Below are 21,394 nucleotides of genomic sequence, written 5' to 3' on the forward strand. Positions count from 1 at the left end.
GGAGAATTGTGATGAATCAAGCGTCAACAACGAGAAAGAATGGTATAGGCAATTATTTGAATATCTTTATAGCATTCGTTGTTGTTTCTATCATAGGGATCATCATGATTCCTATGCCAACCTTTATATTGGATCTGCTATTAGTAGTGAATATTTCGTTGGCAATTACCATACTCGTTTTGACCTTGTTCACCCATTCAGTCTTAGATTTCTTGAGTTTCCCAACGTTGTTGTTAGTTACAACTATGTTCAGGCTTGGGCTTAATATTAGTTCAACTCGACTGATCTTAAGTGAAGGGGATGCAGGACAAGTCATTGATACCTTTGCCAATTTCGTTGCGGGTAACAACTATATTGTTGGAGCAGTACTTTTCATTATTATTGTTCTTGTGCAAGTCTTAGTCGTGACTAATGGTGCAAGTCGAGTGGCTGAAGTATCTGCACGATTTACTTTAGATGCTATGCCGGGTAAGCAAATGGCGATTGACGCCGATTTAAACTCCGGACTTATTGATGAGGGTCAAGCAAAGACAAGAAGAACGAATTTAGAAAGAGAAGCAAATTTCTATGGTGCAATGGACGGTGCGAGTAAATTTGTTAAAGGGGATGCCATTGCAGGTATCGTCATTACAATCATTAACTTGATCGGTGGGATTTTAATCCACTCCATGCAAGGGAATTATACAATTATTGAAGCGATAGAACAGTTTGGTAAGTTAACGATCGGTGATGGTTTAGTCAGTCAGATCCCCTCTTTATTAATCTCCGTCGCTTCCGGTATTCTTGTGACCAGAACGTCCAACCAAAAGGGTTTCGGAGATACAATTGGTAGAGAGCTTTTCAATGTCCCTCAAGTTATGTTTATTGTTTCGGCATTAATGGTGGCATTTGCGATTATTCCTGGATTTCCAGTATTCCCATTTCTTGTGCTTTCAGTAGCCTTGGGTGTAACAGGATACTTAGTTAATGAAGGACAGAAACATGATGCAGAAGATCTTGATAAGCAGCAGCAGATGACAGAGAGCGAACAGCCAGTAATCCGTGAGGAAGACTCCGTATCGAGTTTCCAGGTGGATAGAATTTCAATTGAAATCGGATATGGCTTGATTCCTTTAGCGAATGAAGATCAAGAATCAAATCTGACGAATCAAATTGCAGCTGTTCGGAAACAATTATCTTTTGAAAAAGGAATCTTACTGAATCCTATAAGAATCCGTGACAACCTACAAATGGGTCAAAACGAATATGTCATTAAAATTAAAGGAAACGAGATTGCTTCAGGTGAATTATATACAGATCGATTCCTAGTTGTAGAACCAGGTGGTGCTGATGAAACGTTCGATTTTGAAGGTATTCCAGCGATTGAACCAGCATTTGGTTTGGATGCGCTCTGGGTAACAGATAAAAACAAAGAACTGGCAGAACTTCATGACTTCACCGTTGTAGATCCATTAACAGTTCTAATTACGCATTTAAAAGAAGTCATTAAAAAGAATGCACATGAGTTACTCGGTAGACAAGAAGTTAAAGAGTTACTTGAAGGGATCAAAGATCAATACAATGTTGTTATTGACGAATTGATACCTGATATCCTCCAGCTAGGAGATGTACAGAAAGTCTTGCAAAATCTTCTTCAAGAAGACGTCGCGATTACCGACCTAGTAACGATATTAGAAACCTTAGCGGACTACGGTCAGACAACTAAAGATCATGAAACGTTAACAGAATACGTCAGACAGTCCCTAAGAAGAACAGTTATCAAACCTCATCTTGATGAACAAGGAACATTAAATATTTTAACAGTTCATCCTGAAACGGAAGAAATCTTAAGTACAAGCGTTCAAAAGTCATCTGCGGGTTCAATACCTGTTCTTCAACCGCAGATGGTGACCAAGCTATTCGATAGTATCAACCAACAACATACCGTTTTGAATGCTCAAGGCGTTCCACACGTTCTGCTGACTGCACCTAAAATCAGACCAGCTATAAAGAACCTGATCGCATTTAATTTCCCGGAATTATCTGTCATTTCATTGAACGAAGTTCCAAATGACTGTGCATTAGAAACCGTTGGAATGGTTGAGATTCAAAATTAAAGCATGAAGACGAAAGGAAGAAGTCAGTTGAAAGTAGAAGATCGTAATCAGACAGTTATCCAGTATATGCCACTTGTTCATAAGGTCGTTCATACCATCAATATTAAAAATCGAGATTATGATCATGAAGATATGGTCAACATTGGCGTAATTGGCCTAATGGATGCTCTGGATCGCTACGATGAAACCCAGAAAGTTCCTTTTGAAAATTATGCATATATTCGAATCAAAGGTGCTATAATTGATGAGATTAGAAAAACTTCTAGAGTTCCTCGTTCAAGGATGTCTAAATTAAATACGTATTATAAGGCTAAAGATGAACTTGAATTGGAACTGAAAAGAAATGCGACTGAAATAGAGGTCTGTGAGAAACTAGGTTTGACAAAGAAAGAACTTGAAGGCATTCATGACACGGTACATCAGCTAGCTTATGTATCATTAGATGAAGTCATTAACGTAGATTCAGATAACGAAGTGACTATTTTAGATGCACTAGATGATCACAGCGCCCCTTCATTAGATGAATCCATTCTGAAAAAAGAGCAGTCTGTTTATCTAACTAAAGCCGTAGAGCGGTTAACTGAACGAGAAAAGCAAATGTTACAAATGATTTATGTAGAACGGTTGTCTATGAAAGAAGTTGCTTATATTTTCGATATTAGTATACCAAGAGTATCTCAGATTCACGGTAAGACGTTACTTAAGTTAAGAGAAAATCTGGAGAGTGATTACGCTAATGATTAGAGGCATTGATACTTTATCAAAGAATTTTAACGTGTTATCAGAAAAACAAAAAAATCTTGCAACAAATACAGCGAATGTAACAACACCTGGCTTTAAGTCTCAAAACCTTGTGACAAGTACAACTGAAGCTGTTGATGTACATAATTATACTAGAGGACCTGAATTAAACCTAAGAAGAGAAACAGGACAAATCGTTTTTGGTAACCAATTAGATGAAGCTTACCGCAATTTGGATAGTGGCGCGCTTCAAGGTACAAACAATCAAACGGACGTTGCTTTGTCTGGAGACGGCTATTTCACTGTTCAAGGTCCTGGTGGAGAGACGTTCTATACTCGAAATGGTAATTTTTCTGTGAATGATCAGAACCAACTGGTTACACAGGAAGGGTACGCTGTATTAGGCATTCAAAATGGTGGCGGAACAGAACCAATCACGGTTAATGATGAAAACTTTACTATCGACCAAGATGGGTTTGTAATTTCTGGACAAAATGCACCTCAATTTCTTTATATTACGAATTTTCAGGACCAGTCGGATCTTACGACTGTAGGAGATACCTTATTCCAGGGAGAAAACGGAGTCCCTATGGGAACTGGATTCACGACCATGCAAGGATATGTTGAACAGTCAAATGTTGATATGGTTGATGTAATGAGTGATATGATGCAAATTTCAAGAGAATTTGAAGCAAATCAGAAAATCTTGAGAACAATGGATGAAACACTTAGACGAGCGACTCAAGAAGTCGGAAAAGCATAAGGAGGAAAGTATGAATATTCCGTATAGCATTAGTAAAAGCGGGCTTAAAGCTCAGCAAACTAAATTAGATACAGTTGCCCATAATATAGCGAACTCAGATACAGTCGGATATAAACAAAAGACCGTTAGCTTCAGAGAATTGCTCGTCAACGATATTACAGCCGTAGATGTCCCCACTTCTGGAAATGTTCAGAACATGGGTTTGAATAGAGGCGTACAAAGTTCCGCTACTGGAACAGATTTCACTAGAGGTTCTTTAGTTGAAACAGGGAGTAACTTATCTATGTCAATCAATGGAGACGGCTTCTTTAGTGTTGAAGGAGAAAACGGAGAAAGAATTTTAACTAGAGATGGACAATTCACATTAGATGAAAATAAAGCAATTGTGAATAGTAGAGGTCAAATTGTCGAAGTTAACTTAACGGTTCCTCCAGAAGCTTGGCCAGAAGGAACTTTTCAAATTAGTAGTACGGGCGAAATCCTGATACAAGATGGCAATGAAGGACTAACATCTGTCGGAGCAATTCCACTATATAACGTAGACAATCCTCAAGCTTTGATACCAGATGGTGGTAATGGCTTTACAATTGCGCCTGATTTAGAAGGCTCTGTGTTTAATTCGATAGAAAATCCGGCAGCGTTTGGATCAATTCAATCCGGATTCATTGAGGGATCAAATGTAGATTTAGCGCAATCTTTTACAGATATGATGATGACTCAAAGAGCCTATTCATTAAATGCTCAAGTCACCAGAAGTACAGACGAAATGTTTTCGTTGATTAACCAGTTCAGTTGATGTCGTTATGGATGAGATAAAGGTCATGGTGAGAGAATGATTTTATTGGATAATATTTCAAAACAGTATAAGGACGGTACTAAAGCTCTACAAAACGTTTCCTTAGAAGTGGAAACGGGAGAGTTTATTTATCTGAAAGGTAAGAGTGGTTCAGGTAAAAGTACGTTACTTAAGATTCTTTTTGGACAAGAGAAAGTTAGCAAAGGGCGAGTCGCTGTTTCTAATTATAATGTCACTTTGCTGAAAAATAATCGAATGCATGAACTAAGACGGAAAATGGGATTTGTCTTTCAGGATTATCAATTACTTCAATACAAAACCGTCTACGAAAATATTGCTTATGTCCTTGAAGTCACCGACCATCCAGTTGATGAAATAAAAGATAGAGTGGTTGAGGCGCTCGAAACAGTTGGGTTGAAACATAAAGTATTTGACTATCCTAGCGACTGCTCAGGTGGAGAACAACAAAGAATTGCCATAGCAAGAGCAATCGTTCATAATCCTATAATTTTACTAGCAGATGAACCAACCGGTAATTTAGATCCATACACTGCATACGGGATACTTAAATTGCTACATAAAGTCAATCAGAGTGGGACTACTGTCATAATGGCAACCCATGATCAATCGTTTCTTGATAAGATACCTTCTAGAATTGTTGAATTAGATAATGGGTTTGTATCAAAGGATAGAAGTAAAAACCATACGATGTTATTACTCAGTAGCCGTATGGGTGAACAATATGTGATTTGATGAAGAGCGTAAAGATGCTTTAATCTTTACGCTCTTTTTGCATATAACAGACACAATTTTGTATGATAACTGTATTTTCTTTCAACCTAAAAATGTTATACTTTCTTTCTTGAGTGGAAATTTTAAGAAGGTTAAGCGGATAATTATAAAACTATTCTATTAATATTTATGATGATATGACCGATAGTATAAGGTGTAATAGACTATAGGAGGGTGATATGTCAAAGACAGTAAAACAGTCCACTAAAAGATCGTTTATAAGTGTAATCTTTAGTATCAACCATCATTTATAGGTAAACCTAGTTTATCGTATACATAGTGGCTTAATTGCCTTAATTTTGTTGCCATTTAATTTAAGAGTCATCTTCCTGAATTAAATGGCTAAACTAAAATAACGATGACTACACGATTCTTTATAATTATTAATGGAATCAAATATCTTAATACTTTTAACGATTAATTAGTTAATCTTAGAGCTCATGATTGTAAGATGAGTGAATATGCTTTTTGAACAGTTAGAAAGTTGTAGGGGAGTATGAAGTATAATGTATATATTATTCATGGGTTTCGCAGATTTCTTCTCTGGCGGGGCAGCCTATTATAGTGTGCTCATCATTTTAGGGATACTATCATTGAGCATATTATGGCATTTCAGAGAAAAACTGAATGAAAAGAAACAAGAAATTGTTGATCTAACAAAAGAAAAAACAGATTTTGAAGAAGTATTCAATAATGATGTTGCGTTCGTTTGGGAAATTGATAAAAACAAACAAAATTTGCAGGCTTCTAGAATCGTTTGTAAAGTCATCAATTTTAGTGAAACAGACTATCCAAGGTTGTTGAAAACCTGGAAAGAAAGAATACACAAAGAAGATCTTCCAGAGTTCCTAAATTATATTAGTCATTTGGAAGAGAAAAAAGGAAAGCCCCATGTTTTCCGTATTTATAATGGCGAAGAAAATATCATGTGGCTTGAGACATTTGTGAATGTCGTTTACGATGATTCAGGTGAAATAAAGAAATTTATCGGAACGGCAATAAATGTAACGGAAAGAAAACTAGAAGAAGAACGGTTACGCGAAACAAGTTATTATGATCGTTTGACTGAACTTCCTAATAGAAAAATGTTTTATAAAACTTTTAATGAAAAAGCGAACCTTCAATCATCTGAGAACGAAATGTCGGTAATGTTACTCGATATTGATCGGTTCAAAATCATTAACGAACTCCATGGTCGAGAACTCGGAGATCAAGTACTCGTAGTTATAGCAGAAAAGTTGCGAGAATTACTGGGTGAAGGCACATTTATCGCGAGAGAGAGCGAAGATGAATTCATTCTTTTACTGGAAGAAGCTAGCGAGAAGAAAACAAAACTTGTAGCAGAAAAAATTATTAATATGCTTAAAAAACCAATCGTTATACAAGATCAATTGTTCTATATTTCCATCAGTATGGGTATCAGCCGCTATCCAGAAACTGCACAAGATGTGCTCGCGTTATACCAACAAGCAGAGATTGCGATGTATAAAGTGAAAGATAATGGAAAAAATAACTATCATGTATTTATGACGGATGATGCAGCATTAATTGAAAGAAAAAGAAGAATTGAATTTGGTTTAAAAGAGGCACTGGCTCGTAATGAACTCTATCTAGTCTATCAGCCTAAGGTTAGTTTAAGTACCGGTGAGACCTATGGTACAGAAGCTTTGATTCGCTGGAAACATCCGCTATTGGGTAATGTCCCACCCAGTGAGTTCATTCCAATCGCTGAAGAGTCGGGTATCATCAATGAAATTGGTTACTGGGTAGTTTTTGAAGCGATTAGACAAAATAAAATTTGGCATAACAAAGGTATTTTTATAGAAGTAGCTGTCAATGTTTCTGCACTACAATACGAAGATCCATTCTTTGTGGAAAGGGTAAGGCAGACCTTACTACACCATGATTTAGATCCTAATTACTTGGTCGTTGAGATTACAGAGAGTGTCATGCAAGATGTAGAACATTCAAACAAAGTCATCAAAGAACTACATGATTTAGGTGTGAAAGTTGCCATTGATGATTTTGGAACAGGTTACTCATCCTTGAGTGTTCTAAATAATGTATTTATAGACATCGTCAAGATCGATAAATCATTTATTGACGGTATTATGACGACAGTAAGTACTGCCTCACTTGTAAAAACAATGATTCAAATGGGTAAAAGTCTCAAATTTCATATCGTAGCAGAAGGCATTGAATCAGAAGATCAAGCCGAATTTTTGAAAGAAAATGATTGCTCTTATGGACAAGGATATTTGTTCAGCAAACCATTACACCCTGAAGAAGTACCAGCTAATATTGCTTAAATGAGCTCCTCCGTAATACCACAGATTTTTAATCTTGGAATTACGGAAGAGTTTTTTTGACTATAAATTTTTATGACAATAAATAGTGGGAAATTCACAAAATAGACTCAATCATGTGATAGAACTATTTTAGCACTACATTAACTGTTCGAGCGTAATATATCGCAATGTTAGTATATTAACACCACACTTGCATTCCCCGTCACTGTAAACTTACTAAATGTGAATTTAAACTCAAATTTATCTTATTGACATGATAATTTAATAAAGATAAGATTATTAAGAAAAAGATACTGCTAATAAATTCCTAACATAGAAACGAGGTAATGAAATGTTGTCGGAAAAAAAACAAATATTCACATGGATGATATGGTTTATTCTATATCCGACTCTATTTGTCATTACTTATAATCTAACTAATATTAATGAATTTTCAGAAAGTTCGTTTTATTTATACTTATTATTAGGTATCATTATCTCATTATTTCCTATGAATATTAAAGGGACAACAAGTTTTATGATCAATACAGTAGGAATGGCCATGTTTCTCTCTTACGGAATTTTAGCTGAAATGTTATTGACATCAAGTGCTTTAATGGTTGTACTAGCAAAAATCGGGCTCAATAAACAAAATATTTTTAAAATCCCTTTGAATCTTTTACTATTTCAGATCGTATCGGTCTCCTCTGGAATAGTTTATTACATTGTAGACCCAGTATTACCTTCAGTCCTTAATTTAAGGTTCAACTTATTATCTTTAACGATTTATCTAGTATTTTATATACTTATGAATAGAATATTGATCTATTTCCTGGAAAAATATTGGTATTGTAAAGAGGAAATTACTATTATCGATAGTGAATTAAAATTTTCGTTACTATCGATTTTTTATGTTATACCGATTGCTATTATGTTAGTTTATTTGGAAGAATTATATGCTTACGTTGGAATTTATTTAGCCTCTTTACCGTTGATTACACTTGCTTTAATATTTAAATTTTATTTTAATATTAAAGCAAAAAACAAACACTTGTCTGAAATCAATAACTTGGCATTGGAGTTAACCGGAAAATATTCTCAAAAAGAAATAATAAGTAACTACATCAAGTCTTGGGCAGTTATTTTTACTGCACAGAAAATAAGCTATTTTGAAGCATCAGAAAACATGAAGATTACTAAAATTTACGATTATGAAGTGGACACGAAAGAGATCCATCAAGTACATTCTGAATATTTAATTTGTCCAGATATCATCAAAGCATCCTGGTCAAGTAACAGAATGATGGTCTTTAATTCTTCAGATGAATGGGCCATGGATTTCCCTTTAAGCTATAAGCCTGAAAGTGTTCTAGTTTTACCTGTGACAAGAGCAGAAAAAATTGTCGGTTTTTTAATGATGGTTGATCCTAAAAGAGACGCCTACAAAGATTCAGATGTCGTTTCATCGATTAGAGTCCTTCATAGTTACTTAAATATTGCTTTAGAGAACGCCTTTAACTTTGAAAAACTGCAATTTAATAGTCGAACAGATCATTTGACTGGACTGACAAATCTCAGAGCTTTTGAGAATGAATTGAAGCAGTTTACGACAATCAATACAGAGCGCCGATTTTCAATTATCATAATTGATTTGGATCATTTTAAGAAAGTAAATGATACTTATGGCCACCAGGCAGGTAATGAATTGCTCAAGCAAGTTTCTATTTTATTAAGTACTTTTGTGTATGAAGATGAACGACTAGCTCGATACGGTGGAGAAGAATTTATTTTCTTCATACCAGATAAGACAGTTGCTGAAACGCTTGTCCTCGCTGAAAAAATTAGAGAAAAGATTGAAGAATCGAACTTTAATACGCATAACTATTTATCTAAAAGAGAACTGGTTACTGTAAACATTACTGCCAGCATCGGCTTAGCTACTTATCCGGATCAATGCAGTAGGGTGAAGGACTTGGTTACACTTGCAGATAGAGCAATGTATGTCGGTTCAAAACAAAGAGGTAGAAACAGAGTCGCATCATTATTTAGAGGAGTACAAGATGATCCTGAGAAAATACTGGAGCCTGAAATGGTTTTATAAAGATCAAACAGGTGCTACTTTAGTTGAATTAATAGCCTCAATCGCTATTCTAGCTTTAGTCGTCACCTCTTTTTTAACGTTCTTTATTCAGTCTGCGAAAGCGACTCAATCTTCTGAACAGGTCACTGCAGCGACTTACTCTGGACAGAATCAAATGGAATATCTCTATCATCTATCCGAGACTTTGACCATCGAGAAAACTATTCTAGAATTAGAAAGCAGAGCTCAATCTTCAACTAGTAAAGGCTTGAAAAGATCCTATACTTATCAAGAAGATGGAATTTCTTATGTATTAAATATAACGCTTCCTGATTCAAAAACTTCAAAACAACCGAATATAATAAACTTTTTCTTAGAGGGATCAAAAGATGGTAAAACAGTCATCCAGCTTGAAAATAAAATACCTTTTAAAGTAGGTCAGCTAGATGAATAAACTAAAAAAAGTATGTTCTCAAGAGGGGTTTACTTTAGTTGAATTACTCGCAACGCTCGCACTATTGTCTTTGGTGATTGTACTTGCGGGATCAATTCATTTGTTTGGTCAGAAGCAATTTTCTGACCAAACGGACCAAATATCTCAAATTAGTGATATCCGATTTGCACTTTCATCTATTGAAAAAGATGTTCGTCAAACAGTTCCTTCTGAAATATCTTATGGCGATCAGTTACGAATTGGTAAAAATACTTATTCAATAGAAGGAACTACTTTGAGAAAAAACGGTGGAATGATTAGTGATCAAATTGCCAGTTTCGATGTTTCTTTAACAGAAGAGAGTATTGAACTAAAAATAGAAAGCCTTTCAGAAAAAAATCGTCCAATTGAAGAAATCTCTACTACAATCTATTTCAGGAGGTGACTCAGTGTCTAAATTAAAAGATGAACAAGGATCAGGTTTAGTTTTGACATTGATGGTCTTAATGGTACTAGCTGTTTTAGCAGCAGCACTGGCCACTGTCACCCTTGGGAGTTATCGATTGACCGCTAATAATAGAGATTCAGTCTCAGCATATTATATTGCAGAAGCTGATTTAAATGAAAAATATGAAGGTGTTGAGTCTGTTGTCAAAACTACATATGACTTGAATACAAATCAAGACACTTTTTATGCTTTAATTGAACAGTCTTTTAAAGAATTAGAAGGTCAAAATTCAAATGGGTATGCTACTCAGTTTGGAGAAACCCCTTCTTCAAAAGTCTCTATTCAAAAAGTGTCTTCAGGAAACCCGAGAACATACACATTGACTTCAGAAGGGGAGATTGGAAATTCTAAAAGAACAGTTGCTAAAGATTTTACCGTTGGTTATACAGAAAAGAATCAAGGCGGCGGATTGCCGGCATTACCTGAGAATGCAGCAGCGATAGTGAAGAACAAAATTGAATTGACTGGTAGCGGGAAGATCATAGGAGATGTATATTTTGATTCTTTAGAAGCTAAATCGATTGTAATGAACGGCGGCTCTTCTATAAACAAAGGATTCACGTTCGTAAAAAATATTGAAAAAGAAAATAAGCTATTAGACATTCCTCACAAAAATACTGGATTTCAAGAAAAAAACGGTCCCTTTTTGAAGCAAAATAACATTGATATACCATGGAAATCGTACTATGAGTTTGCTAAAACATTTCCCAATGTCCCATCATATGAATCATTGCCGAACGAAATAATATCATCTTCCGATGGAAGTAATCAACATCAGTTTATAAATCAAGGTTCTTTCTATTATAATAGTTGGATTTTTAACAATAAGAATTATATCTTTGAAGTAGCTAGAAATAGTTCTTTTAAAGAGTTCAAAGTTGATAGCGATGTGCCACTTAAGATAAATACTATGGGGAAAGATATTACGATTGTAGTAGATTATTTGAATCTCAATAGAGGAAGTTTAGAGATAACCGGTGGAGGCTCAATTACTTTTTATGTAAAGAATAAGTTTAATCTAAATTCTAGTGGTGATAGCAATCTTAATAAAAACGGCAAAACTGAGCAACTCAAAATTTTATATGCAGGTACAGATGAGTTTCTAATGAACGGGGGCATTGTAAATGGCTCCATATTTGTAAAAAGTGCGGTCGTAAACGTTAACTCCGCTAATGGAATTAATGGTTTACTGATAAGCGGTGGACCAAAGGTGATTCATAATGGCGGTACATCTACAAAAGCTACTGTAATTGCTCCCTTAGCTGACTTTGATTTTTCGGGAAGTGGAAGTATAGAAGGAACTGTCATTGGTAATCGGGTTGTATTATCTGGAGCAGGAGAAATAAAGTATGGGAGACCAATTGTCGATTTAAATATTTTTGATAATGGTTCTAATAAACAGTCCGATAATATAAAAAGCGATCTTATTAAAGGTAATGCTCCAATAGAAAAATAGAATTAATAAGTAGAGGAAGATACTATATGGCTACTCAAAGAAAAAAACTTGGCGATCTTTTAAAAGAAGCAAATTTAATCACCGAGGAAGATATCGTCAAAGTTCTTGAATTGAAGAAAAAGAATCAAAAGCTTGGAGATGCACTAGTAGAACAAGAGTATATCACTGAAAAAGAGTTGCTGGATGTTTTAGAAATTCAGCTAAAGCTAGAAAGTATTTCTCTTTACCAGTATCCAATTGACACTAGTCTGATTGATTTGATTTCTAAAGAGTTTGCTCGAGAAAATGTTTTACTCCCAATTAAACAAGAAGCACATCGCTTGATTGTAGCAATGCATGATCCGCTAGATTTCTATGCGATTGAAGATCTAGAACTTTCAACTGGATTCAGTGTACAGCCTGTTATTGCGACTAAAGATGATATTTTACAAACTGTCAATCATTTATATGATTACGATGAAAGCTCTGAATTGATAGAAGACGAATTTAACGCTTCTGCAGTTAATATATTTGATCAGATTCTTGAAGCTGGTGTAACGATGCATGCTTCTGATATTCACCTCGACCAGACCGAAACCTTAGTCAACGTACGATACCGAGTAGATGGAGTATTAAGAAACGAAAGAACTTTACCAAAGTCTGCTATAAAATCTTTAATAGCTCGAATCAAGATACTTGCTGGTTTGAACATTACAGAGAGTAGACTGCCTCAAGATGGTCGAATCAGCTTGACGATTATGGAGAAATCAATCAACTTACGGATTTCTACATTGCCTACGGTATATGGTGAGAAAATTGTGATCCGAATCCTTGATTTAACAAATGTCCTCAAGAAATTGAATGATTTGGATTTGACTGATGGTACGCTCGAAGAATATAGAAAAATCATTCAAGAACCTTCTGGTTTAGTACTGATTACCGGTCCTACCGGTTCTGGAAAGTCGACCACACTTTACGGATCAATCAATGAATTGAACAACGCTCATGTCAATATCTTGACGATTGAAGATCCAGTCGAGTATCAACTCGATGGCATTAATCAAGTACAAGTGAACTCAAGTATTGGGCTGAATTTTGCGACCGGACTCAGGTCTATTTTGAGACAAGATCCGAATATCATCATGGTCGGTGAAATACGAGATAGAGAAACGGCAGATATTAGTATTCGCGCTTCTCTGACAGGTCACCTTGTATTCAGTACGTTACACACGAATAGTGCAATTGAAGCTATTCCAAGACTTTTTGATATGGGTGTAGAACCTTATCTGGTTGTTTCTTCGCTATCTGGAATCATGGCGCAACGATTGGTCAAGAAGGTTTGTAAAGATTGTCAGTACAAAAGAGCGGCTACTCAAATAGAGAAAGAAATTTTTCAAAAAAGAGGTAGTGAAATTGAAGAAATTTGCTTAGGTAAAGGATGCAATCGATGCAGGTTTACTGGTTATAGAGGCCGAATGGCTATTCACGAATTGATCATTATCGACGACCATATGAAAGAAATGATGATGAATCATGCATCTCTTCAAAAAATTAAGCAATATGTAGAAAACAAACAAATTCCATTTTTAATTGATGATGGATTAGATAAAGTTCAAAAAGGATTTACAACGATTGAAGAAGTGTTAAGAGTCGCAACATTAGATTAGAGGGATACAATGGAATATTTACATCAACTACTGACAGCAGCTTATTACAAAGAAGCCTCAGATATTCACTTAACCGCAGGTTCTGAGCCGGTTTATCGTATAGACGGTAGATTGATTCCGCAGAAAACAGAAAAAAAATTAATGCCAGATGATTTAGAAGTGATTGTCAAAGAAATGCTCACTGAAAAATTATGGGAAGATCTCCAGAGAAATAGAGAAGTAGATCTTTCTTATGGAATTAATGGCATCTCAAGATTTCGGGTGAATGTCTTTTACCAAAGAAATGCGCTCTCTATAGCCTTTAGAATCATATCTAAAGAGATTCCATCACTGGACGATTTAGGACTACCAAATATATTGAAAGAACTAGCAAAAAAACCTCACGGACTTATATTGGTAACGGGTCCAACTGGGAGTGGAAAAAGTACTTCCCTCGCGGCTATGATTGACTACATGAATCAAAATATGAATCGGCATATTATTACCTTAGAAGACCCGATTGAATATTTGCATTCTCATAATCAGTCCATCATTGTTCAACGAGAAATCGGGTTTGATGCTTTATCGTTCAAAGATGGGTTGAGAGCCAGTCTAAGACAAGATCCGGATGTTATTCTTGTTGGGGAACTCAGAGATTTAGAGACCATTTCAACAGCCATTACGGCAGCTGAAACGGGCCATTTAGTTTTAGGTACATTACACACGCAAGACGCTTCCAGTACGATCGACCGCATGATTGACGTTTTTCCAGCACATCAAAGAGACCAGGTGCGTACGTTACTAGCCAATATACTAGTCGGTATTTTATCACAAAGATTATTTCCTAAAGCGAGAAGCACCGGTAGGATTGCTTGCACAGAAATGCTAATTAACAACGCAGCAATCAAGAATTTGATTAGAAGCGAAAAGATGCATCAAATACCAAACACCTTGCAGACCTCAAGAGATCAAGGGATGCATACAATGGAAATGGATATGAAATTAAAGTCGCAAGAAGGGCTAATCAATTCAGTTGAACTCCTTCCTTATTCGAACGTTTAAGAAAGATTATGGGTGAATTATTTTATGACAATGTATGCTTACAAGGCGAAAAGAAATGACGGGACACTTGTCAAAGGAAAGTTAGAGTCTCAAGATAAAAAAGAGGCTTTAATTGAACTCGAACAGCTTAATTTAATTGTCTATAGTATCAAAGAGCTAAATTCTGCACTCTATAAAGATATTTATATAGGTAAACCAATCAAATCAAAAGATTTTGTCTTATTTCTTAGACAGTTTTCTACGTTGATCGATTCAGGTATTCTTTTACTGGATGCTTTAGAAATCTTATCAAAGCAAATTGATAACAAACCCCTTCGTGAAGCTCTTGAACAAATTGCTCTTCAAATTAAAGAAGGCATTTCTTTATCTGAAGCCATGAGAAAATATCCCAAATTATTTCCTAACTTGCTTGTAAATATGATCCAGTCTGGAGAAGCTAGTGGCCGTTTGGATGATGTACTGAAAAGAATGGCTGATTACTATGAGAAACAACATAGATTAAAACAGAAAGTATCAACAGCTTTAACATATCCAGCGGTTGTTGGTGCGATGGCTATTATGATTACAATATTCTTGCTTGTATTTATCGTTCCAATTTTCGCTGACTTATTTTTGAGTTTTGGAGAAGAATTACCTGCCTACACTCAATTTGTTTTGAATCTTAGTGAAACTACGCAACGTTACTGGTGGATCATTATCTTGTCAGGAATCTTAGTCGTTTATATCTTTAAAGAATTGACTAAGCGAGAATCAACTGCTTTTATTATTGATGGTATTTTGCTCAAAGTCCCAGTTGTTGGAATGTTTGTTCAGAAATCGATTCTGGCTAGGATGACACAAACATTAAGTTCTCTCTTGAATAGCTCGGTTCCGATTTTAGAAGCTGTCGACATTACTTCAAATGTTATGAGTAATCGAGTAGTGAAAAAGGTATTACTGGAAAGTAAACAGTCTCTTGAAAGAGGAGAATCATTGTCAATACCCATGAAACAACATTGGATGTTTCCAAACTTGATCACACAGATGATTACGGTGGGCGAATCAAGTGGGGCATTAGATGAGATGCTGCATAAAGTAGCAGAAGTTTATGATCGAGAATTGGAAGAGGCATCTGACAAGTTGCAGTCACTCATAGAACCAATACTAATCGTTTTCTTATCTGCAATCGTTGGAGCAATCGTTCTTTCGATTATTATTCCAATGTTTTCATTATTTGAGACATTTTAATGACTATTATTGAGAGGGGGAATGACTATAAGTCATTAGTTGCTTGCTAGATACGGGCAGTATATATACTGAGATTGAATAAGATATAAGATTATAAGGAGGAAGAACAAGAATGAGAAACCAAATCAAGAAAATGATCAAAAAAGAAAATGGCTTTACGCTAGTAGAATTACTTGCAGTATTAGTCATTTTAGGAATTATTGTAGCAATCGCTATTCCAGCAATTGGGAATGTAGTAGATAATGCTGAAACTAAAGCTGCTGAGGCAGAACAAGCATTAGTTATTGATGCTGCAAGACTGTACGACATCGAAAACGACATTAGTTCAGAGGGTGTCAGTGTGGCTGAACTGAGAAAATCTGGCTATCTTGATACTAAAGATGGTGAATCTATAGCAGATTCGGTTACCGTTGTGGTAACTACAAAAGAGAAAGAAAAAACTTATTCAATTAAATAGAAAGTAACTAGAGAAAGATAAGTAAGATTCTTTCTCTCTACATAGGAGAAACATAATGAATATCTTCATAATCACACTATTTTTCATATACGGTCTTGTTTTAGGTTCTTTTTACAATGTTGTAGGACTAAGAATTCCAGAAGGAACGTTCTTCAAAGAAAAGCATTCCTACTGTTATACGTGTAAACGAACACTAGGATGGTCAGAATTAATTCCTGTGCTCTCTTATCTGTTTCAAAAGGGTAAATGCAAAGGGTGTGGAAATCCTATCTCTCCAATATATCCGATCATCGAGTTCATCACAGGTTTATTATTTGCTTTATCCTATATCCTTTTTGGATGGACTTTAATGACGATGGTTAGTTTAATTATGGTATCAATGATTGTAATCGTAACTGTATCCGACGTAGCTTATCAAAAGATTCCCAATAAGATTTTACTTTTTTTCTTACCTATTTTTATATTAATTCAAATATTTTTACCAGTTGTAACATTCCAGTCTGCGTTAATCGGAACAATAATGGCTTTCACTCTATTATTAGCTATTATCATCCTCTCAAAAGGTGGGATGGGTATGGGAGACTTGAAGTATTTCACGTTATTTGGTTTTATTTTTGGATGGAAATTATTCTTGTTACTCTTTTTACTATCAACAATCTATGGCGCTTTAGTCAACGGTGTATTACTAGCCACAAACAAAGTAACGAGAAAAACAAAAGTGCCTTTCGGACCTTATATTGGTGCAGCCGCACTAACCGTACTATTTTTTGGGAATCAATTACTCGATTTATATTTATCCTTACTATAGAAAACAAGACCTGTATGTAGATAAGAACACTTATGGAGGAACAATATGTTATTCAAGAAAAAAACCACTCTTTTCCTACTATTTAAGGATAAAAGTATTCAATACATGATTGTGGATGCTCAAAAAAAAGATATCATAGAGCACGATTTTCTATTAATGGATGTACCCGTCTTAATAGAAGGGAAATTAACGAATGAATCCTTAGTACAAAAAAGATTAGAATTATTTGTACGCGAGAAAAAACTGAGAAATACTAAAGTTCATCTTATTCTTCCAGATCAATTTACAATTATTCGAAAAGAAGAAGTGCCTATTCAATTAGAAGAATCTGAAATTAAAGATTATGTGTATTTACACTTGAACAGTAAAATACGACTACCTATTGATAAGCCAAAAATCGATTTCCAGGTAATCAATCAATTAAATGATTCACAAGAAATATTTTTGGTTGCGTATCCTGATGATCTGGTTCAGTCTTTTCAAAAATTATTTGAATCCGTACAACTTTATCCTGAAGTCGCTGACTTTTCATATCTCTCTGTCTATCGTGCTTTCAAACAGTTTAATACTGCTGACATTTCAGAGGAAGATCATTTGCTACTCATTCAGTGGCATCCATTTGATAGTTCTCTAACAGTTTTCCACAAGGATATTCCTCAATTTAATCGACAAACGAACTTTCAAAGAGTCGTTCAAAATTGGGAACAAAAAGCCAATGGAAGTTGGGATTGGATAGGTTCGTCTGAAGAATTGGATATTGTTATTGAAGATCAGATCAACTCGATTGAAAGATATTTAGACTTCTATAAGTACTCCATCATGAATGGAGAAAAGATGATTACGAGCATATTGCTTACTGGAGACTTTCCAGACTTTGAATATCTTTTTGAGAAGATTACGAGTCGAATCGATATACCACTTTCTAGATTAAATTTACCCTCAGAATATTCAAGAGAATTTGCGCCACTATTAGGGTTGATTAGCAAGAAACCATTAGTACAGCATAAGAAAAAGCGAAAACTAGTACGAGAAAATAGCTTCTTGAAGAGACCATTTAAGAAAACGGTAGAGGAGGTTGATGCAGGATGATTAATATCAACCTATTTGAGAAAAAACAAATTAATCGTCTACCATATATCATCATTACAGTATTTCTTACTTTGTTATCAATCTTGTTTCTCTACTTATTTATTATGAATCGTTATTATACTTTGCAAGATAAACAAAATATGAGAACGATTGAAAATCAAGTAAGTGAAGTTCAGCAAGCTCGAATAATCGAGCAATTAAATTTACAAACTGTTCAATTAGAAGAAACAATCAGCACTATAGAGGGTAATCAATATAAAATACCTTATTTGTTTGAAGATTTAAACACGTACCTGCCTGAAGATGAGTCTCGTATTACATCTTTCACACTTTTGGAAAATTTCACATTGGTGATCGCATTAAACGGAATGGATTACGAAGAAGTCACAAATTTGATTGAAAATTTGAATACAGGTGATTATATAAATACAGCAGAACTGCTAACTCTGACAGTGGACGAATCGAATACAGCTTTATTCGACTCTGAAATCAGCATTTCTCTGGAACAGACGCTACTGAGAGAGGAAGGTACGGATGAAAGTGAGTTGGAATAAACAAAGTTTTTTCTTGATCGGTTTATTGACAATCGTTTTAGGATTACTGTTCTATTATGGAAATCAATCCGTTATTGAAGCAGCTAAACAATCTTATGAAAGTTCAAATAGAATTTTAAGTGATCAGCAAGTGCTATTAAATGATGTGAATGAAATAGAAGTTTCTGAAGACACTTTACTGGAACAACTTGAGTCACTTAATGCGGTTATCCCAAGTAGTGCTGATCCTAGCCGATGGATGGAAAGCATTAAAATTGCCGCAGACAACAATCAATTAATGGTTGAGTCTTTAAATAGTATGGAAGGTTCTTTAGAAAGTGAAGTAGAAGAGCCAAATGAAATGATTGAGGCGACTCCCTATCAGCTTACTGTTGGTTACGAAAATTTAGGTCAATTATCGTCGTTTATTGACGCAATCTATCAACTGACTCAAAAGACAGACATCACTGCAATCAGTTATGAACAAGAAGAAGGTAAAAAAGCTTCGATATTTTTAACAACATACACGCAATCTAGTAATCTGGAATAGTTTCTAACAAACGTCTATTATCTTAGGCGTTTTTGTTTTACCCATAAGCGAAGAGTGCATGACGTTTAGTACTGGATATGATAAGATAGGAAGAGTATTTTTAAAGAACAGACTTTATACTATTGAACATAAATTTGTATTTTCAGGAGGAGAAAGCATGTCTTACTCTCAAAAAATGGTTGATGCTTTACAGAGTGAACAACTAGAGAAAGCGAATCAACACCTTGAACAAGCACTTAAGAGTGACTCGATTGATGATCTTTATCAACTGGCAGATTCTCTTTATCAATTAGGCTTCTTAGAAGAAACAAAAAGAGTCTTACATTTTCTACTTGATCAGTCAAATGATGATGAAATCAAAGTGAATCTAGCAGAAATTGCAATCGAGGAAGGCAAGGAACTTGAAGCGATTGAATGGTTGCAGGCTGTAGAGAAAACAAGCGATGTTTATCCTCAAGCTTTACTTGTATCTGCTGATTACTATCAAGTACTCGATTTGCCAGAAGTTTCTGAGCAAAAATTATTAGAAGCTCAGTCTATTCTAGAAAACGAACCCGTTATTCTATTTGCTTTAGCAGAACTGCATTTCACAATGGGGAAACATGCACAAGCAATTAGAGAATACGAGCAATTACTGACAGATGGTGAAGACACCTTTGCTGGTGTGCATCTAGTAACACGACTAGGGAGTGCCTACAGTGCGTTAGGTGACTGGGAAAACGCGATTGGATATCTTGAGGAAGCTGTTGAAGTCGATGATCAAATTGATACGTTGTTTCAATTAGGATTCACCTATTTCCAGATCAAAGAATTTCAGCGTTCCAATGAAACATTCCATAAAGTGAAAGAAATGGATCATTCTTATACGTCGGTTTATCCATACCTTGCTAAAGGATTGGATGAAGAGAATCAAATCGAAAAAGCGGCTGATGTTGTGAGCGAAGGATTACTTCAAGATAAAACCAACTACCAACTGTATCTAATTGGTGCTGATATCGAGATCAAGCGAAACAATAGTGATAAAGCTGAAGAATACTATAAACTAGCGATGGAATTAGATCCAGAAAATGAAGCTATTTCTTTACAATATACGAATTTCTTGAATCATCAGGAAAGATATGATGAAACGGTTGAGTGGATTCAACAAGCCTTAACAGAATTAGATGCGGATCCTCAATTCTATTGGAATCTAGCAACGGCTCAAGATGCACTAGAAGAATTTGAAGCTGCTGGAAGAGCGTTTGAAAAAGCGTATCCTTATTTCGATACAAATGCTGAATTTATGAAGCAGTATTTCTTCTTTTTAAGAGAAGAAGGACGGTTAGCAGAATCCCGCAACGTAGGTAGAAAGTATCTTGAACTCCAAAGTGACGATCTAGAAATTCAAGAAATCTTAAACAATGAACAGACAGATACTGAGTGATTTTTGTTATACTATAATAGAAGAAATGCTTGAATATTTAATGTGTCTAATCTAAAAGGAGGGAAGTCAAATTGAATAATCGAGTACAGTTAAATGATAAAAAACAATTTCTAAAATGGTTCTTACAGAGATACCAAATGAAGCGCAGAGAATCTATGTGGATATTAAACTATTTACTGAATCATGATATCGTATTGAACAAAGCTAAGTTTGTCGAACGTGCTGAAAAGACACCGCGTGGCATAAAAATGGCTGCTGTTGGATCAGAAAACGAAGCTTTTAAATTCTATAAAGACGGTCATTCATTTGATAACCCAGAACAAGCGTTTCACGAGGTGAGATTGAACTGGCATACAGACCTTTATATCGAATTGTTGTTTTCAGATGCATGGATGTCTGCTGAGTATCTAGCGGTATTAGAAGACAATCCTTTTTCTAGCTGGAATGATTCCATTTCAAACGATCTTAGTCTTGAAGTTAACGAAGCAATCGATCATTTTCAGTTAAGTGAGAAGCGAAATGATCTCGTTCATCAGATTGATATCGCACTTGAAAACGATGAAAAAGAACGATTCTTGAATTTAACACGAGAACTTAAAGAAATTGAAGAGAAATTAAGCAATGAATTACCGTATTGATAAATTTGTTGGTTTAAGAAAATTCAATA

At 35.2% G+C, this 21,394-nt stretch carries 20 protein-coding genes; all 20 read left to right on the plus strand.

Annotation, left to right across the window (positions count from 1 at the left end; translation table 11 throughout):
• Positions 1-11: 11 nt before the first annotated feature.
• The 20 genes from flhA (at position 12) to VXN63_RS01240 (ending at position 21,365) form a co-directional block, all read left to right on the plus strand.
• A complete protein-coding gene (gene flhA / locus VXN63_RS01145) occupies positions 12-2,096 on the plus strand; it encodes a flagellar biosynthesis protein FlhA (RefSeq protein ID WP_327756136.1) in 2,085 nt (694 codons plus the stop codon).
• Positions 2,097-2,123: 27 nt separating this feature from the next.
• Complete coding sequence (locus VXN63_RS01150; protein ID WP_327756137.1) at positions 2,124-2,840, plus strand: sigma-70 family RNA polymerase sigma factor; 717 nt, start codon at positions 2,124-2,126, stop codon at positions 2,838-2,840.
• Positions 2,833-3,600 (plus strand): flagellar hook-basal body complex protein, encoded by a 768-nt coding sequence (locus tag VXN63_RS01155; protein ID WP_327756138.1) that lies wholly within the window; start codon positions 2,833-2,835, stop codon positions 3,598-3,600. Before VXN63_RS01150 ends, VXN63_RS01155 begins: the two co-directional genes overlap by 8 nt.
• A gap of 10 nt (positions 3,601-3,610) precedes the next feature.
• The gene (locus VXN63_RS01160; RefSeq protein WP_327756139.1) at positions 3,611-4,396 is read left to right on the plus strand and encodes a flagellar hook-basal body protein; all 786 of its coding nucleotides are present in this window, start codon (positions 3,611-3,613) and stop codon (positions 4,394-4,396) included.
• Positions 4,397-4,432: 36 nt separating this feature from the next.
• The gene (ftsE, locus tag VXN63_RS01165; RefSeq protein WP_327756140.1) at positions 4,433-5,149 is read left to right on the plus strand and encodes a cell division ATP-binding protein FtsE; all 717 of its coding nucleotides are present in this window, start codon (positions 4,433-4,435) and stop codon (positions 5,147-5,149) included.
• A gap of 545 nt (positions 5,150-5,694) precedes the next feature.
• Positions 5,695-7,497, plus strand: a complete 1,803-nt coding sequence (locus tag VXN63_RS01170) for a sensor domain-containing protein (protein ID WP_327756141.1) — start codon at positions 5,695-5,697, stop codon at positions 7,495-7,497.
• 517 nt (positions 7,498-8,014) lie between these two features.
• Complete coding sequence (locus tag VXN63_RS01175) at positions 8,015-9,577, plus strand: GGDEF domain-containing protein (protein WP_327756142.1); 1,563 nt, start codon at positions 8,015-8,017, stop codon at positions 9,575-9,577.
• Positions 9,537-10,010, plus strand: coding sequence for a hypothetical protein (locus VXN63_RS01180; protein WP_327756143.1), 474 nt, complete (start codon positions 9,537-9,539; stop codon positions 10,008-10,010). The genes VXN63_RS01175 and VXN63_RS01180 overlap by 41 nt, the downstream gene beginning before the upstream one ends.
• Entirely contained in the window at positions 10,003-10,434 is a 432-nt protein-coding gene (locus VXN63_RS01185; protein ID WP_327756144.1) for a prepilin-type N-terminal cleavage/methylation domain-containing protein, read from the plus strand. Before VXN63_RS01180 ends, VXN63_RS01185 begins: the two co-directional genes overlap by 8 nt.
• 4 nt (positions 10,435-10,438) lie before the next feature.
• Positions 10,439-11,953 (plus strand): DUF7305 domain-containing protein, encoded by a 1,515-nt coding sequence (locus VXN63_RS01190; RefSeq protein WP_327756145.1) that lies wholly within the window; start codon positions 10,439-10,441, stop codon positions 11,951-11,953.
• Positions 11,954-11,979: 26 nt separating this feature from the next.
• Complete coding sequence (locus tag VXN63_RS01195) at positions 11,980-13,599, plus strand: GspE/PulE family protein (protein ID WP_327756146.1); 1,620 nt, start codon at positions 11,980-11,982, stop codon at positions 13,597-13,599.
• 9 nt (positions 13,600-13,608) lie between these two features.
• Positions 13,609-14,640: a type IV pilus twitching motility protein PilT gene (locus VXN63_RS01200; protein ID WP_327756147.1), complete on the plus strand. Its 1,032-nt coding sequence runs from the start codon at positions 13,609-13,611 to the stop codon at positions 14,638-14,640.
• Positions 14,641-14,652: 12 nt separating this feature from the next.
• The gene (locus VXN63_RS01205) at positions 14,653-15,867 is read left to right on the plus strand and encodes a type II secretion system F family protein (RefSeq protein ID WP_327756148.1); all 1,215 of its coding nucleotides are present in this window, start codon (positions 14,653-14,655) and stop codon (positions 15,865-15,867) included.
• A gap of 112 nt (positions 15,868-15,979) precedes the next feature.
• Positions 15,980-16,324 carry a type II secretion system protein gene (locus tag VXN63_RS01210; RefSeq protein ID WP_327756149.1) on the plus strand — a complete coding sequence of 115 codons (345 nt, stop codon included), beginning with the start codon at positions 15,980-15,982 and terminating at the stop codon, positions 16,322-16,324.
• Positions 16,325-16,379: 55 nt separating this feature from the next.
• Positions 16,380-17,132 (plus strand): prepilin peptidase, encoded by a 753-nt coding sequence (locus VXN63_RS01215; RefSeq protein ID WP_327756150.1) that lies wholly within the window; start codon positions 16,380-16,382, stop codon positions 17,130-17,132.
• A 45-nt stretch (positions 17,133-17,177) separates the two neighbouring features.
• Positions 17,178-18,221 (plus strand): type IV pilus biogenesis protein PilM, encoded by a 1,044-nt coding sequence (gene pilM / locus VXN63_RS01220; RefSeq protein WP_327756151.1) that lies wholly within the window; start codon positions 17,178-17,180, stop codon positions 18,219-18,221.
• Positions 18,218-18,775, plus strand: a complete 558-nt coding sequence (locus VXN63_RS01225; protein ID WP_327756152.1) for a PilN domain-containing protein — start codon at positions 18,218-18,220, stop codon at positions 18,773-18,775. The genes pilM and VXN63_RS01225 overlap by 4 nt, the downstream gene beginning before the upstream one ends.
• A complete protein-coding gene (locus VXN63_RS01230) occupies positions 18,756-19,304 on the plus strand; it encodes a hypothetical protein (RefSeq protein ID WP_327756153.1) in 549 nt (182 codons plus the stop codon). The genes VXN63_RS01225 and VXN63_RS01230 overlap by 20 nt, the downstream gene beginning before the upstream one ends.
• Positions 19,305-19,461: 157 nt before the next feature.
• Positions 19,462-20,727, plus strand: a complete 1,266-nt coding sequence (locus VXN63_RS01235) for a tetratricopeptide repeat protein (protein WP_327756154.1) — start codon at positions 19,462-19,464, stop codon at positions 20,725-20,727.
• Between the two features lie 71 nt (positions 20,728-20,798).
• Positions 20,799-21,365 (plus strand): ReoY family proteolytic degradation factor, encoded by a 567-nt coding sequence (locus VXN63_RS01240; RefSeq protein ID WP_327756155.1) that lies wholly within the window; start codon positions 20,799-20,801, stop codon positions 21,363-21,365.
• Positions 21,366-21,394: the final 29 nt, after the last annotated feature.

Source organism: Marinilactibacillus sp. XAAS-LB27 (genome assembly GCF_036039175.1).
Taxonomy (GTDB): Bacteria; Bacillota; Bacilli; order Lactobacillales; family Carnobacteriaceae_A; genus Marinilactibacillus.

Coding starts and splice junctions, on each gene's coding strand:
- VXN63_RS01160 (WP_327756139.1), top strand. CDS start 3,611: ATGAATATTCCGTATAGCATTAGTAAAAGCGGGCTTAAAGCTCAGCAA.
- VXN63_RS01230 (WP_327756153.1), top strand. CDS start 18,756: ATGAAAGTGAGTTGGAATAAACAAAGTTTTTTCTTGATCGGTTTATTG.
- ftsE (WP_327756140.1), top strand. CDS start 4,433: ATGATTTTATTGGATAATATTTCAAAACAGTATAAGGACGGTACTAAA.
- VXN63_RS01155 (WP_327756138.1), top strand. CDS start 2,833: ATGATTAGAGGCATTGATACTTTATCAAAGAATTTTAACGTGTTATCA.
- VXN63_RS01200 (WP_327756147.1), top strand. CDS start 13,609: ATGGAATATTTACATCAACTACTGACAGCAGCTTATTACAAAGAAGCC.
- VXN63_RS01170 (WP_327756141.1), top strand. CDS start 5,695: ATGTATATATTATTCATGGGTTTCGCAGATTTCTTCTCTGGCGGGGCA.
- VXN63_RS01180 (WP_327756143.1), top strand. CDS start 9,537: ATGATCCTGAGAAAATACTGGAGCCTGAAATGGTTTTATAAAGATCAA.
- VXN63_RS01210 (WP_327756149.1), top strand. CDS start 15,980: ATGAGAAACCAAATCAAGAAAATGATCAAAAAAGAAAATGGCTTTACG.
- VXN63_RS01195 (WP_327756146.1), top strand. CDS start 11,980: ATGGCTACTCAAAGAAAAAAACTTGGCGATCTTTTAAAAGAAGCAAAT.
- VXN63_RS01225 (WP_327756152.1), top strand. CDS start 18,218: ATGATTAATATCAACCTATTTGAGAAAAAACAAATTAATCGTCTACCA.
- VXN63_RS01235 (WP_327756154.1), top strand. CDS start 19,462: ATGTCTTACTCTCAAAAAATGGTTGATGCTTTACAGAGTGAACAACTA.
- flhA (WP_327756136.1), top strand. CDS start 12: ATGAATCAAGCGTCAACAACGAGAAAGAATGGTATAGGCAATTATTTG.
- VXN63_RS01185 (WP_327756144.1), top strand. CDS start 10,003: ATGAATAAACTAAAAAAAGTATGTTCTCAAGAGGGGTTTACTTTAGTT.
- VXN63_RS01215 (WP_327756150.1), top strand. CDS start 16,380: ATGAATATCTTCATAATCACACTATTTTTCATATACGGTCTTGTTTTA.
- pilM (WP_327756151.1), top strand. CDS start 17,178: ATGTTATTCAAGAAAAAAACCACTCTTTTCCTACTATTTAAGGATAAA.
- VXN63_RS01175 (WP_327756142.1), top strand. CDS start 8,015: ATGATCAATACAGTAGGAATGGCCATGTTTCTCTCTTACGGAATTTTA.